Genomic DNA, 14,795 nt, shown 5'->3' on the forward strand with positions numbered 1-14,795 from the left:
ACCCAAGATAAATCGCTATGAGCAAGAAAGCCACAGCCACGAAAAAACCGTAAACAGACTCTTAGGAGATGATCCAATGCCCCGCCAAAACAACATAATCCATCGCAGAGCGCTGTTTCTTTTGGCGTTATGGTTAATACCTACTCTCGCTCAGGCTCATACGGGCAGTAACGCTATGAACGGTTGGGTCGTTGGCTTCAATCATCCCCTGCATGGCTGGGATCATCTCTTGACCATGTTGGCGGTCGGTATATGGGCCGCGCAATTGCGAGACCGGACTATTTGGCAGCTTCCGCTCGCTTTTGTCGGCGTCATGAGTCTCGGCGGTCTTGCTGGGGTGATGGGCCTATCCGTGCCGGGAGCGGAAACGATGATTCTGCTCTCTGTGCTCGTTTTCGGCGTGCTGATCGTCCGAAAAATCCGTTTCCGGGCCACTGTCAGTCTATTTATCGTCGGTTTTTTCGCCTTTTTTCATGGCTACGCGCACGGACAGGAAATGCCCGCTTCGGCCAGCCTCATCTCCTTCGCTTTGGGCTTCATGCTGGCGACGCTGCTGCTGCACGGCGCAGGCATACTGACCGCCCGCCTGGTGATTTTCATGGCTGCCTGTTTTCTCGGCAGCAGCGTTCATGCCGAGGAAAAGGATAATGCCACGGTTGAGACTAATGAATCCGCCATAAAAGCTAAATCAAAAACTCGTCAAAAAGAGAGCATGGAACTTGATGAAATCGTCGTAACGGAACGGGCCGACTCGCAAATAGGCATTGCCGACAGCGCCTCGCAAGGCAACGTGGGACAAGCCCAGTTTCAATATCGGCCGATAAGCCGGCCGGCGGAAGTTTTGGAAACCGTCCCCGGCCTGATCGCGACCCAGCACAGCGGCGAAGGCAAAGCCAATCAATATTTCTTGCGGGGATTTAACCTCGACCACGGCACCGATTTTCTGACCCAGATTGAAGGCGTACCGGTTAACCAGTTATCCCATTCGCATGGCCAAGGCTGGACCGATACCAACTTCCTCATTCCCGAATTAATAGAAACGCTCGAATACAAAAAAGGCAATTATGATGCTGAAAACGGCGACTTTGCCAGCACCGGCTCCGCCAACATTCATTATGTGAAAGACCTGCCCCGGCAATTTCTCAAGTTTACCGGCGGCAGCTTTGATTACTACCGGGGACTGGCGGCGGGGTCCCAAAAACTGGGCGGCGGCCATTTGTTATATGCCGGAGAAACCGTCCACACTAACGGTCCTTGGAGCGTAGGCAATGACTATTTGAAATTCAACGGCCTGTTGCGTTATAGCCGAGAGGATACCGATCGCGGCTGGAGCCTCACCGGCATGGCGACGAAGGCCGACTGGCGATCCACCGACCAAATCGCCAGGCGTGCGCTAGACCGGGGAATGATCGGGCGGTTTGACGCCCTTGATCCGACCGACGGCGGCAACAGTCAACGTTACAGCGTGACCGGGGAGTGGCACCGCCGGGACGACCGGAGTGAAACCCGGTTAATGGCTTACGGCATCTATTCCACGCTGAATCTGTTTTCGGACTTTACCTTCTTTTTGGATGACAATGAGGTCAACAATCCTCAAGGTTGCAGGGGCTTGCCCTCAACGCCGGGCGAAAAAATGGCTCCGGCCATTTTCAATACCTGCGGCGACCAGTTCGGCCAACCCGACGATCGCTGGACGGCCGGCTTCAAGGGCAGCCACACCTGGTTCCACAAATGGGGCGCCGCCGACTCCGAAACGACATTGGGCTTACAGCTGCGTAACGACAACATTCAAAACGGGTTAACCAAAACGCACGCCCAAAACCAATACGCGGTAACCCGCCAGGACACCCTCTGGGTTACCAGCCTCAGTCCCTACGCGGAAAATAAAACCCAATGGAATCGCTGGCTGCGGACCAGCGCGGGGGTACGTTTCGACGGCTTCCGCTTTGATGTCAGCCGGAGCAATATTGATCAAAATGCCGGGGAGCGCTATGACGAGTTGGTAAGCCCCAAACTCGGGGTTGTCTTGGGGCCTTGGGCGGAAACGGAATTTTATCTCAACGGCGGCCTGGGCTATCACAGCAACGATGCCCGCGGCATCAACACCCGCATCGATCCGGCCAGCGGCACAGCCGTTGACCGCGCCTCTCCTCTGGTACGGACCTATGGCGCGGAAGTCGGCTTACGTTCGACCTGGGTGAAGGGATTGCAAAGCACCTTATCGCTCTGGTGGCTGGATCTCGATTCGGAACTGGTATTTGTCGGGGATGCGGGAACTACCGAGGCCAGCCGCCCGAGCCGCCGCTATGGGCTTGAACTCGCCAACTATTACTCCCCCGCCGACTGGATCACGTTCGATGCCGATGTCAGCGTCTCCCGTGCGCGTTTCCGCGACCACGAACCGGGCATGGGCAATCACATACCGAATTCGATAGAGACGGTGATCGCCGCCGGCACGACATTTCATGAGGTCTCCGGCGGCTTTTTTGGCGGCCCCCGGCTACGCTATTTCGGGCCGCGCGCGCTGGATGAAAGCGGCGGCCGCCGTTCGGGAGCCACCCTGCTGCTCTCTGCCCTACTCGGCTACGAGGTAACCCAAAACCTGAGTTTCCAGGCGGAAGTATTCAATCTATTGAATCGCAAAGACGATGGCATTACCTATTTCTACCCATCGCGCCTGCTCGGTGAAAATCTTTCCGGGGTGGATGATTTCCATTTTCATCCGGTGGAGCCGATCAGCTTTCGCTTAGGCTTTACGGCGAAATTTTAAGGTATATCCGATCTTACCAGGTTCCCGTATTCGCCATTGACGCCCAGGGTTCCTGCGGCGGCAGCGGACCGCCTTTTTGCAGAAGCTCGATCGATATCTGGTCCGGCGAACGGATGAACGCCATATGCCCGTCGCGCGGCGGACGGTTGATCGCGATGCCTGCATTTGTCAGGTTTTGGCAGGTTTCGTAAATATTGTCGACTTCGAATGCCAGGTGGCCGAAGTTGCGCCCGCCGGTATAGACTTCGGGGTCCCAGTTGTAGGTCAGTTCGATTTCCGGCGACTGCATCGTTTGCGATTGTGCGGAATCCATCGGCGCATGCAGATAGACCAGCGTGAATCGGCCTGCTTCGCTCTCCATCCGTCTGCCTTCGATCAGGCCCAGTTTATTGCAAAAAAAATCGAGCGACTCGTCCAGGTCTCGGACCCGAATCATTGTGTGTAAAAAACGCATGGCGGTTTACTCCTTGTCTTGCGGATGATATTGGCTAGTAATTTCGGCATGGCGGAAACAATCAACCGTATGGTCGTTAACCATCCCGGTCGCCTGCATATGAGCATAAACGATAGTACTGCCGACAAATTTAAATCCGCGTTTTTTCAGGTCGCGGCTGAGGATCTCGGATACCCGTGTCGAAGCCGGGAGTTCTGTGTGGGTCTTCCAGTAATTATTCATCGGTTCGCCGTCTACAAAGCGCCAGATATACGCATCGAAACTGCCGAATATCTCCCTGACTTTCAGAAACGCTTTTGCATTGGTTACTGCCGCTCCGATTTTCAACCGGTTGCGGATAATGCCCGGATTTTGTAACAGTTCCTCAACCTTGCGTTCGTCGTAACGCGCTACTGTTTCGGGATCGAAATGATCGAACGCCTGCCGATAATTTTCGCGCTTGTTCAAAATCGTCGACCAGCTTAGGCCAGCTTGGGCGCCTTCCAAAACCAGAAACTCGAACAATAGGCGGTCGTCGTGAACCGGCACCCCCCATTCGGCGTCGTGATAGTGCTCCATTTGTGGGCTGCTTAGCGCCCATTTGCATTTAGTCATCGATTGAAGAAACGAGTTCGGTTGAGTTTCGGCAGGTGCCGGCGTTATCTGCCACCCGCCGTCATATTCAAATACTATGCCATTCAAGTTCCCGGGTGTAAAGACTGAGCAGTTGACAACCGGTGCCGTAGAACCGCATTATCGCAATATTCAAACTAAAGTACGTCCATGAGCATCGATACCCTGCAATTACGCCGTATCGCAATCGATACCTATCATGAAAACGTCGCCTACATGCACCGGGAATGCGGGACTTATCGGGCGGAAGGCTTTCAGGCGTTATCCAAAATTCAGATCAGCCTGAACGGAATCAGGATTCTCGCTGTGTTGAACGTCGTCGATGATGCCTCGATCGTGCACCCGGGCGAACTCGGTTTGTCGGAACAGGCTTTTCAGCAATTCAATTGTGCCGAAGGCAGCATGGTCACCGTCAATCATGCCGAGCCGCCCAAGTCGATGGATGCGGTGCGCCGCAAGATCAACGGTGAGCGCCTCGATCGGGCCGATTTCGACAGCATTACCGACGACATCGTCGAAAGTCGTTATTCGAAGATGGAAATCGCGGCATTTTTAGTCGCAACCGGCCAAAACAGCCTGGATCGCGACGAACTGTTGTATTTAACCCGCGCGATGCTGCAATCCGGCGACCGGATCCACTGGGACGAGCCTTTGGTGGCGGACAAGCACTGCATCGGCGGAATTCCGGGTAACCGAACCTCGATGCTGGTGGTGCCGATCGTGGCCGCGCACGGCATGCTGATACCGAAAACCTCAAGCCGGGCGATCACTTCGCCGGCAGGCACGGCCGACACGATGGAAATGCTCTGCGAAGTGAACCTGAGCCCCACGCAGCTGCATGACATCGTGCGCCGCGAGCGGGGCTGTCTGGCCTGGGGCGGCACCGCCCGGCTCGCGCCGGTCGACGATATGCTGATTGCGGTGGAGAGGCCGCTGGGAATCGACTCCCAAGGCCAGATGGTCGCCTCGATTCTGTCCAAGAAACTCGCGGCCGGCTCGACGCATTTGTTGGTCGATATCCCGGTCGGGCCTTCGGCGAAAGTCCGGCAGATGCGGCAGGCACTCGCGCTCCGTAAGCTGTTCGAATTCGTCGGCGATCGGCTCAATCTGCACCTTGAAGTGATGATTACCGACGGACGCCAGCCGATCGGGCGCGGTATCGGTCCCGCACTGGAAGCCCGCGATGTGATGCTGGTACTGCAAAACGATCCCGAGGCGCCGGCCGATTTGCGACAGAAAGCGCTGCAGCTGGCGGGGCGCATCATCGAATTCGATCCCGATGTGCGCGGCGGCCAAGGGTACGCGATTGCCCGCGACATTCTCGAATCGGGCCGGGCCTGCGCGAAAATGAATGCGATCATCCAGGCGCAAGGCTCGAAACCGGTCGATTTCAGTCCCGGCTCCCAGTGCCATGAAGTGGTGGCCAAAAGCGACGGCATCGTGACCGAGATCGATAATCTGCAGATGGCCAAAATCGCCCGGATGGCCGGTGCGCCGATGATGAAACGGGCCGGCGTCGATCTGCTGAAAAAATTGGGCAGCCCGGTCAAAAAAGGCGAAGTGCTGTACCGGATCTATGCGGAATTCCCGGCCGACTTTAAATTCGCCCAAAATCTGGCGATGCAGAACGACGGCTATACGTTGGGCAGTAATGTCGAGCTGCTCAAACCGCTGATCACCTTTTAACGCCATGCTGATCCTGGCCTTTTCGGACTATCTGCCGCAGGCACAGCGCCTGGCGGCGCGCCTCGGGCTGCCGCTTGCCGAAGTCGAAATCCACCGTTTTCCCGACGGTGAAAGTTTCGTCGCCCTGCCCCCGGATGTGCCGGAACATGTGCTGTTCTGCCGCAGCTTGAACCGGCCCAACGACAAGCTGATCGAATTATTGCTTGGCGCCCGAACGGCGCGGGAACTCGGCGCCAAACGTCTGACGCTGATTGCGCCTTATCTTTGCTATATGCGGCAGGATTTCGCGAACCGGCCCGGCGTGGCGGTCAGCCAACGGCATGTCGGCCGCTGGCTTGCGGATCTGTTCGACGATGTGATTACGGTCGATCCCCATCTGCACCGGATCGACCGCCTGAATCAGGCAATACCGCTCGATCACGCCATCAGTTTGAATGCAACCGCCCCGCTCGCCGCCTTTCTGAAACAAAAATTCGGTACGGCCCTATTGCTCGGTCCGGACAGCGAATCGCGGCAATGGGCGGCCGCGCTCGCCGAGCTGACCGGCTTTGCCTTTCAGGTGGCGGAAAAAATCCGTCTCGGCGATACCGAGGTGATCTTGCAGCTGCCCGATGCCGATTACCGCAAGCAGCCGGTCGTAATCGTCGACGACATGGCCAGCACCGGACGGACGCTGGCTAAGGCGGCGGAATTACTGAAAGAAAAAGGCGCGGCCGAAATTTATGCGGTGGTGACCCATGCGCTGTTTTGCGGCGATGCCGAACACGTGATATGCGACGCCGGCGTAAAAACGCTCTGGAGCACCGACAGCATCAATCATCCTACCTCCTGCATCACGCTCGACGGTTTGCTGGCCGACGCAGTCGTAGCAATGCTGAACTGATTCAGCAAGAATAATTATTCATGTGCGAAGGTTTTCGGGCCGATCCGCTCGACAACTCGTTGGACGGATATTGACCAGGATAATTCTGATAGTTAGACTCATGCGCAGCGGTTAATTCGGGATGGTTTTCCTCTCCTCTCGGAGAAGATTGACTGATCGGCATTCGGGAAAGGCTTTACCGAACCGCACGGGTTCTTTTTCACTCCCTTTGGAGATATTCATGAGTCTGATCCCCTTGTCCCTCGCGCGGGCCTTAATCTGCATAGCCATCTTATTGGCCGGTTGCGCATCGAATGCGATATACCGGAGCAACTATCAGCCCTGCACCGTTTCTTCGGGCAATGCCTGCGAACAAAACTCCCTGCACATTTACAATCCGGGCGCGGACAACGAGTATACGCTGGGTTTCGTCGAAATCGACGACCAGGGCCAGATACGCGACCGCAGGCAGATGCATGCGCTGCTGGACATGCTCTATGCAAAGGCCGCCCAAGAAAGTGTTTTGACAACCGTATTCGTGCATGGCTGGCATCACAACGCCCGCCCGGGCGATCCGAACATCGAAGGTTTCAAGGAAAACCTCGCCAAACTCAGCGCGATCGAAGCCCGGCTGAGCGAAAAATTGGGCCGGCCTGCCCGTAAAATTGCGGGGGTTTATGTCGGCTGGCGCGGCGAATCGATCGATGTTCCGCCGTTCAATTATCTGACTTTCTGGGACCGCAAGAGTACCGCCCAGGATGTGGGCCATCTCGGGATCGGCGAGCTGCTGATCAAGCTGGAGGAAATCGCCAATGTGCGGAACGCGATGCAGCCGCCGGTCCGAAGCCGGCTGGTCGTGATCGGCCACAGTTTCGGCGGTGCGGTCGTCTACGGCGCGACTTCGCAAATCCTGGCCGGCCGTTTCATAGACAGCCAGCAAGGCAAAGCCTACACGGGAGACGCCAAAGGCTTCGGCGATCTGGTCGTCCTGCTGAACCCGGCATTCGAAGCGCTTCAGTACTCGCCTTTCTACGATCTGGCGCAGTCGCGCTGCAGCTACTTTCGGGGACAGTTGCCGCGCCTGGCGATTCTGACTTCGGAAATCGACGACGCGACCGGCATCCTGTTTCCGTTGGGCCGGATATTTTCGACTCTTTTCGAAGAACACGATGACCTGGTGCGGACCGACTGCAAGCATACGCTCGAACTGGACGAAGGCGAAGCCGACCGAAGCACGGTCGGCCATTACGAACCGCTGATCAGCCATACCCTGAAGCCTTTAAAAGACGGCCGGTCCATGCTGGCTGCGACGCTCGAAACGATGGAAAGCATTTGGGACTTGCAAACGCCGGGCGGTTCGACCCGTTTCGACGACATGGTGCTGACGCACCTGAACAGGACCGTTCCGCAAAATCCTTATCTGAATATCCGGGTGGACAAAGAAATCATCGACGGACACAACGATGTTTTCAACGAAAAAGTGATGAAGTTCATTCGCTTATTGATAGAGCTTTCGACGGTAGATGTCGATGACGATCGCGACAACGTGGTGAACGAATACGACGAATGTCCGAAAACCGCGGAAAACTCGGTTGTAAACGATAAAGGCTGCGCAATCAACCAGCTGTGTTCTTGCGATGTGAAGTGGAAAACGCCGGGCGACTTTGTCAGTTGCACATCCCTCGTCTCGGACGGCTTTCTCCGCGCAGGCCTGATCGGCAAAAACGAAAGGAAAAACATTTTGTCCGCCGCCGTGCGATCCGGCTGTAAAAATAAGAAAGCGGGACGGTAACGGCCGCTTGGATAGCTGTATTCAATGAAAATTGCGGCGGAAAAGGATGTCTATTCCGCCTTTTTTGAAGTTGGATTTGACTCCAAATCACTTCCCGGTCCAAGACCTGCCAGGTTTTAAAAACCTGGCAGGTCTACCGCCCGATTAATATCGTTCACACCCTTAGCAGGGAGGCAAAACCCAGCCATATGAATCATGGCCTTCCCTGGATAGCAAACCCCTCAAGAGTTGGGCGTTTCGAATTACTCGATCGTTTCGACGCTGATCTTCTTCGGCTTGATCTGCTCGCGTTTCGGAATCACGATTTCGAGTACGCCGTTTTTGAACTTCGCGCTGATCGCCTCGGCGTTGGCGGTATCGGGCAGGCTGAAGCGGCGGTAGAACGAGCCGTAGGTGCGTTCGACGCGTTTATAGCCTTCCTGCTCGGTGCGGGCTTCGCTTTTTTTCTCGCCCTTGATCGTCAGCACGCCGTTTTCCATACTGACGTCGATGTCTTCCGGTTTAACGCCCGGAATATCGGCGAAGAGCACGAACCGATCCTTGTCCTCCTTAATGTCGACCGCAGGCGTCCATTCGGCGGTCGCGATCGATCCTTCCCCTGTGCCGCCTTCATGCGCGCGTTCGAGTTCCCGTTGCAATTGATTCAATAAACTCCAGGGTTGGTAATGATAAGCCATCGTTTCCTCCTCGGTAATTAATCAAACTGATTCTGACAATGATAAGCCGGACATCCGGCCTCATGCCAATACAATAGGGTTTGTCGTTAGTATTTCAAGAGGCCTACCCCTCATTTATTGCATGTGCAAAAGTTCCAGGACGAACGGCGAAGCAGCCCGCAGCCTCACGCCTTGCCCTAACAAACGGTGAAGCAACGCTATGCCGCGCGCATCGACAAAACTGACTGCCGCAATGTCCAGGGATAGGCCGCCCGGCGATGAATCCTGGGCACGTGCCACGGCGGCTTCCAGTTCGGCAACCCAGGGGCCGAGTACCTTGCCCTCCACAATCAATAACGGCTCGTTTGGATTATTCTCTATCAGGGTAATTCTAAGCATGCTTGTCGATCTCTATGGCGAACGATTGACAAGCAATCCAGCGAAATACGTGCCAATTGCCGAAACCGTGCGGCAATCGTCCAAGTTACCGGAAAACGGGCGGTAGGGCGGAGATCCGGCCGCAAATACTTGCGGCGGCTGGGAATATTAACGGGAGGGCTTCAAAAGGCCGAGCTTTTTGATCCGGTAGCGCAAGGTGCTCGGATTCATGCCGAGCAACTGTGCGGCGCCCCTCTCGCCTTCAATGACCCACTGAGTTTTCTCCAACATCGCCGCGATATGTTCGCGCTCGACCGCTTCGAGGCTGTCATCGCCGGTGTGTTTGCTTTGCAAGGTAGGCTCGGCGGCGCCCGGCAACAGCCCCGCATCGATTCCGAGTACCGCCTCGTCGCTCAGAATGATCGCGCGCTCGATCACGTTTTCCAGCTCGCGGATATTGCCCGGCCAGTGATAGGACTGCAATAACCGCAAGGTTTTCGAACCGACGCCGTCGACCCGCTTGTCCAGTTTCTTGGAAAATTTGCCGATCAGGTAAGAAACCAGGAGCGGGATGTCTTCGCTCCGTTCCCGCAGCGGCGGCATCAGGATAGGAAACACGTTCAACCGGTAGTATAGATCGTCGCGGAAAGTCTTATCGGCGACCGCCTGCAGCAGATTGCGGTTGGTGGCCGCGATCACGCGCACGTCGACCTTGATCGGCGTTTTGCCGCCAACCCGGTCGAACTCGCGCTCTTGCAGCACGCGCAGCAGCTTGACCTGGATATCGAGCGGAATTTCGCCGATTTCGTCGAGAAACAGGGTGCCGCCGTCGGCCAGTTCGAAGCGGCCGATGCGCTTGGCGATCGCGCCGGTAAAGGCGCCTTTCTCGTGGCCGAACAGCTCGCTTTCGACCAACCCGCTCGGCAATGCCGCGCAATTGACCTTGATCAGCGGTTTGTCCCGGCGCTTGCCGGCCGAATGGATGGCGCGAGCGATCAGTTCCTTGCCGGTTCCGGATTCGCCCTGGATCAGCACCGAGGCATCGGTCGCGGCGACGCGGCGGACGTTGTTCAATACCGCGGTCAAGGCAGGGCCCGCGCCGACGATTTCTTCGAAATTATGAACGGCCTTGATTTCTTCCTGCAGGTACAGGTTCTGCTCGCGCAGCCTGGCCTGTTCCTGTTCCATCAACACCTTTTCGGTGATGTCGACGAACATGGTCCGCGTGTACTGGCCGCCCGGATCGGGTTTCGACCACCATTGAATCCAGATCGGCTTGCCGTTGTCGCGGCGGCGCAGTTCCAACACCACGCCGGACGTATCGACGCCGCGTTCGATCGATGCAAAGGCCTCTTTAACCCGCTTCTGCGCTTCCGGCGTATCGGGAATGAACGACATGCCGACCGTGCCGGGCACCTCATCCTCTGTAATGCCGAGGATGCGCATCGCCGCCCGGTTGGCGCTGATGAAGCGCGATTCGAGGTCTTCGTGCACGTAGGCGATCGGCGCTTCGTCGAACAGGTCACGAAAGCGCTCTTCGCTGAGGCGCAATTGCTCGACTACCTTGAGCCGGTTCAGTTCGGCCGCGGCGCGGGCCGCAAAAATCCTGAAAATGAACAAGAGCCGCGGCTCGCCGGGCATTTCCCGGCCGTCGAACAGCGCCAGATGGCCCAGTACGCCGCCGTCGCTGTCGGTCAGCGGCACGCCGAGATAACTCTCGACGCCGGCTTCCTTCGGAAAGCGCTTCCAGACCTCGGCCGGATAGTGGCAGAAATCGCCCCGGAGCACCTCTTCGCAGGGGGTGCCGGCGAGATCCCATTCCTGATCTTGGGCGAATTCGCCGTTCATCCAGAAGGCTTTAGTTCTGACCCGGGATTTCGAGTCGGCAAATTCGGCGACGAAGGCGTTCGCAAAGCCTGTCGCCAGGCTCAAGTTTTTGACCAGCGCCCGGAAAAAATCCTCGCCGGTCGCCTGGGCGGCGCCTTCCACGAGCGCACGCAGAATTTTCAGGTCGGACGAATCCACTGGCGCGGCGTATTCGGCAGGAAATCCATCGGAATCGCGGAAAGACGGCATGGCGCTGTTTCCTGAAAAGCAAAAATCTTCGTCTTATTCCACCTGCCCGTCAATAGCCGCCCGCAACTATTGGCGGCCGCCGCGATTATTCGCAGCCTCGGATTGTTTACGAAACTTGAACGTCAGTTGAAAAACTTATCTATCTAACTGATTATTATAATATTTTATTGATTTATTGAAATTGGCACAGCCGTTGCTCTATTACAAACGTCCAAGTTTGAAAACGGACATCATTTTTTCACTTACTTTTTGAGAGAGTTCACCATGAAAAACATCAATGCCTTCGTTCAATCCGCCGTAACGGCCGCAATCGCCTTGAGCGCACTGAATGCCGCGCCCACCTTTGCCGCCGACAAGGCGGACGTCGAAAAATGCTACGGCGTTGCCAAAGCCGGCAAAAACGACTGCAAGACCTTGTCGAACGCCTGCGCCGGCCATTCGGTCACCGACGCACAGGCGGATGCGTTCATCGCGCTGCCGAAGGGCACCTGCGAACGGATCGCCGGCGGCAGCCTGACAGCACCGGAAGCCCAATAGGACAGGAAAATGGCGCAAAGGCATCGGTTAAGCGGCGCCCCCGAATCGATTCCGGCTTCGGCCGGGATCGGTCTCAGGTCCCGGCATTTCGCGGAGATAACGGAAAGCCGGCCTCAGATTGCCTGGTTCGAGGCGCACAGCGAAAATTATTTCGGCCCAGGCGGGTTGCCCTTGTTTTACCTGGAACACATCAGGAAAGACTATCCGATCAGCCTGCACGGTGTCGGCCTGTCGCCGGGCTCCATCGATCCTTTGAACCGGGAACATTTGCAGCGGCTGAAAGCGCTGGTCGAAAGGATCGAGCCGGGGCTGGTGTCCGAACATTTGTCCTGGAGTTCGTTCGGCGGCGTTTACCTGAACGACCTGGCGCCGTTGCCCTACACGGAGGAAACGTTAACCCATCTGGCCGAACGCGTCGAACAGGTCCAGGCATTCCTGGGCCGGCAGATATTGATCGAGAATCCGTCCAGCTACCTGGAGTACAAGGACTCCAGTTACCGGGAAAGCGAATTCCTGGCCGAACTGGCGCGCCGTTCGGGCTGCGGCATTTTGCTGGACATCAACAATGTGTATGTGTCCTGCCGAAACCACGGCTGGAACGAGGCAGCCTATCTGGACGACATTCCTGCCGCGCGGGTCGGCGAAATGCATCTGGCCGGCCATGCCGTCAACGAAGTCGGCGGCAAAACGCTACTGATCGACACGCACGACCGTACCGTTTGCGAAGACGTATGGAAGTTATACGCCGCCGCGCTGCGGCGGTTCGGGCCGAAGCCGACCCTGATCGAATGGGATGCGGACATGCCGGCACTGGATGTGCTGATGGGGGAGGCCTCGAAAGCCGAAACCTTGCTGGAGGAGGCGCACTATGAACGGGCTGCATGAACTGCAACGCGATTTTTCCGCCTTCGTTTGGGCGGGGAAAACGGGCTTGGGCGAACGCATCGTGCCGAACGGATTCGAGCCGGAACAGCGCCTGGCGATTTACCGCAACAATACGCTGATCGGTTTGACGCAGGCGCTCCGCGATGTGTATCCGGTGATCGAAAAACTGGTCGGCGAACGCTTTTTCCATCGGCTGGGCCGGGATTATATCCGCCGATACCCGCCGAACACCGGCTGCCTGCAGACGTTCGGCGACCGATTCGCGGATTTTCTGGCCGCTTCCGGAGACGTATGCGGCCAGCCCTATTTGCCCGATACGGCAAGGCTGGAATGGCTGCGCCACGAAGCCTATTTCGAATCCGACCGGGCCGGCATCGATGCCGCGTCGCTGGCCGACGTGCCGCCCGAGCGTTACGGCGGATTGAGGTTCGAATTGCATCCTTCGGTGCGCCTGCTCGCATCCCGTTATCCGGTGCGACGCATCTGGGAATTCCACCGGGAAAATCCGGCCGAAGACGGCAGGCTCGATCTCGACGCGGAAGGCGGCTGCCGGCTGGTGATTTTCCGCTTGGGCTGGGAAGTCGAAACGGCGCCGCTCGACTCGGACGGATACCGGTTTTTGACCGGTTTGCAAGCGGGTCTGACCTTGAGCGAAGCGGCTTCGGGAGTTCTGCCGAATAACCCCGATTTCGACCTGGCCGCCCTGCTCCGGTTCTGCCTGAGCCGGTCCTTGTTTAGCGAATATTTTTAGTCTGCCGATGAGGTTATCGCAATGAATGCACAATCGTTACCGAAGTACCCGCCGTCTGCCGCCGGTGCCGCGGCCGAAAGGCTGCGCAAGGCGGCAGCCTGGCTCGATCGCCTGTCTCCCCTCGGCGATCTGCTGCTGCGCGGCTGGGTCGCCTATGCCTTCTGGGTGTCGGGGCTGACCAAGATCCGAAACTGGGACAGCACCTTGTACCTGTTCGAGTACGAATATGCGGTGCGGCTGCTGCCGCCCAACGTCGCGGCTTATCTCGGCACGGCGACCGAACTGGGAATGCCGGTCCTACTCGCGGCAGGGCTGCTCGGACGCTTCGCCGCGCTGGCGCTGTTTTTGTTCAACATCGTCGCGGTGATCTCCTACCCCGATCTCGGCGCCGCCGGCATTGAGCAGCACAAAGTCTGGGGCGTCATGCTGCTGGTCTGCCTGCTGCACGGTCCCGGCAAACTGTCGTTGGACGCTTGGATCGGCCGGCGTTTTTTTTCAACGATAAAAGGTAACGATTCATCAACAGCCATGTAGGTACGCTGCGCGTATCGTTTTCAAACACCTTGACGAATCCCCAGCACAAAGGTACGCGCAGCGTACCCTACGGAATGTTGAAGTTCGGTACGACGAACCGGCTCGATAAAAGCGCATGTTCCGTACATCGCGCCGCTGCAAACTTTTTTATTTCCGCCGAGTCAATATCAGCGAACCAGTCGACAAGCATTAACTGATTATTGATTCGGATTAATGCCCGCAAAATTCAATCAGGCTGAGGAGGTCTATGTGAGTAAGAAACGTCTGTTCTTTGTATCAATCACGACAGCCGCCCTGGCCGCGAATCCTGTATTCGCCAAAAATACGAACACCCCGGCGGATGGTTTCAATATTCACATCGTCGCGCCTCACCGGCATGAAGACGGCACGGTACATGGGCCTTATCATCACTATTGCAAGTCGATCAAGCGCGAGATCATGCAGTGCATGATTTTTACTTCGACCGAGCCGAATGCCGAGCTTGTCGAAGTCGAGTATTTCATCGACAAGAAGCTCGCACGCAACAATGTCAGGCTGGAACAATGGAACAAGCACTTCCATGACCATAAGGAAGAAATCGCCAGCGGACGGGTTAAAATCCCGGATGTGCCGCCCAAGAAGGCCAGGCAACTGAGCAAGGCGGCCGCCAAAACGGACGGCATCATCTTTCACCTATGGCCGGTCGACAGCAAGATTCCGAACGGGACAGTCATGTTTCCGACGGCCGTCAGCCACAAGCCGGTCGGAAAACTGGAAATCCCCGATTAACCCTTGCCGGGGCGACTACATAAAATGAGTCATA

The 14,795-nt window shown here is 56.8% G+C and carries 14 protein-coding genes; 9 read left to right on the plus strand and 5 right to left on the minus strand.

Annotated elements, in window-relative coordinates:
* The first annotated feature begins 175 nt into the window (after window positions 1-175).
* Window positions 176-2,770, plus strand: coding sequence for a TonB-dependent receptor domain-containing protein (locus tag JJL52_RS10415; protein WP_236994185.1), 2,595 nt, complete (start codon window positions 176-178; stop codon window positions 2,768-2,770).
* A gap of 13 nt (window positions 2,771-2,783) precedes the next feature.
* Here the strand turns inward: JJL52_RS10415 and JJL52_RS10420 are convergent, their stop codons facing one another.
* A complete protein-coding gene (locus tag JJL52_RS10420; protein ID WP_202052351.1) occupies window positions 2,784-3,224 on the minus strand; it encodes a VOC family protein in 441 nt (146 codons plus the stop codon).
* A gap of 6 nt (window positions 3,225-3,230) precedes the next feature.
* Window positions 3,231-3,818, minus strand: a complete 588-nt coding sequence (locus JJL52_RS10425; protein ID WP_202052352.1) for a DNA-3-methyladenine glycosylase I — start codon at window positions 3,816-3,818, stop codon at window positions 3,231-3,233.
* Window positions 3,819-3,986: 168 nt separating this feature from the next.
* Here JJL52_RS10425 and JJL52_RS10430 point away from each other — a divergent pair, with 168 nt between their 5' ends.
* From JJL52_RS10430 to JJL52_RS10440, 3 genes are all read left to right on the plus strand, one after another.
* Window positions 3,987-5,522 (plus strand): thymidine phosphorylase family protein, encoded by a 1,536-nt coding sequence (locus JJL52_RS10430; protein WP_202052353.1) that lies wholly within the window; start codon window positions 3,987-3,989, stop codon window positions 5,520-5,522.
* Between the two features lie 4 nt (window positions 5,523-5,526).
* Window positions 5,527-6,405 (plus strand): ribose-phosphate diphosphokinase, encoded by an 879-nt coding sequence (locus JJL52_RS10435; protein ID WP_202052354.1) that lies wholly within the window; start codon window positions 5,527-5,529, stop codon window positions 6,403-6,405.
* 220 nt (window positions 6,406-6,625) lie between these two features.
* Window positions 6,626-8,176 carry an alpha/beta hydrolase gene (locus JJL52_RS10440; protein ID WP_202052355.1) on the plus strand — a complete coding sequence of 517 codons (1,551 nt, stop codon included), beginning with the start codon at window positions 6,626-6,628 and terminating at the stop codon, window positions 8,174-8,176.
* A 242-nt stretch (window positions 8,177-8,418) separates the two neighbouring features.
* On the opposite strand, the gene JJL52_RS10445 is transcribed toward JJL52_RS10440, so the two are convergent.
* The 3 genes from JJL52_RS10445 to JJL52_RS21575 form a co-directional block, all read right to left on the minus strand.
* Window positions 8,419-8,853: an Hsp20/alpha crystallin family protein gene (locus JJL52_RS10445; protein ID WP_202052356.1), complete on the minus strand. Its 435-nt coding sequence runs from the start codon at window positions 8,851-8,853 to the stop codon at window positions 8,419-8,421.
* A gap of 114 nt (window positions 8,854-8,967) precedes the next feature.
* Complete coding sequence (locus tag JJL52_RS10450; protein WP_202052357.1) at window positions 8,968-9,231, minus strand: STAS domain-containing protein; 264 nt, start codon at window positions 9,229-9,231, stop codon at window positions 8,968-8,970.
* 147 nt (window positions 9,232-9,378) lie between these two features.
* Window positions 9,379-11,286 carry a sigma-54 interaction domain-containing protein gene (locus tag JJL52_RS21575; protein ID WP_202052358.1) on the minus strand — a complete coding sequence of 636 codons (1,908 nt, stop codon included), beginning with the start codon at window positions 11,284-11,286 and terminating at the stop codon, window positions 9,379-9,381.
* Window positions 11,287-11,550: 264 nt separating this feature from the next.
* On the opposite strand from JJL52_RS21575, the gene JJL52_RS10460 reads away from it, so the two are divergent.
* From JJL52_RS10460 to JJL52_RS10480, 5 genes are all read left to right on the plus strand, one after another.
* On the plus strand, window positions 11,551-11,823 hold the full coding sequence (locus tag JJL52_RS10460; protein ID WP_202052359.1) for a BufA1 family periplasmic bufferin-type metallophore: 273 nt from the start codon (window positions 11,551-11,553) through the stop codon (window positions 11,821-11,823).
* Between the two features lie 9 nt (window positions 11,824-11,832).
* Window positions 11,833-12,708: an MNIO family bufferin maturase gene (bufB, locus tag JJL52_RS10465; protein WP_202052360.1), complete on the plus strand. Its 876-nt coding sequence runs from the start codon at window positions 11,833-11,835 to the stop codon at window positions 12,706-12,708.
* Entirely contained in the window at window positions 12,692-13,459 is a 768-nt protein-coding gene (locus JJL52_RS10470; protein ID WP_202052361.1) for an HvfC/BufC N-terminal domain-containing protein, read from the plus strand. Before bufB ends, JJL52_RS10470 begins: the two co-directional genes overlap by 17 nt.
* Window positions 13,460-13,480: 21 nt before the next feature.
* Window positions 13,481-13,993 (plus strand): DoxX family protein, encoded by a 513-nt coding sequence (locus tag JJL52_RS10475; RefSeq protein WP_202052362.1) that lies wholly within the window; start codon window positions 13,481-13,483, stop codon window positions 13,991-13,993.
* A 249-nt stretch (window positions 13,994-14,242) separates the two neighbouring features.
* Window positions 14,243-14,761, plus strand: coding sequence for a DUF1264 domain-containing protein (locus tag JJL52_RS10480; RefSeq protein ID WP_202052363.1), 519 nt, complete (start codon window positions 14,243-14,245; stop codon window positions 14,759-14,761).
* Window positions 14,762-14,795: the final 34 nt, after the last annotated feature.

Source organism: Candidatus Methylomicrobium oryzae, from assembly GCF_016745425.1.
Classification (GTDB): domain Bacteria; phylum Pseudomonadota; class Gammaproteobacteria; order Methylococcales; family Methylomonadaceae; genus Methylomicrobium; species Methylomicrobium oryzae.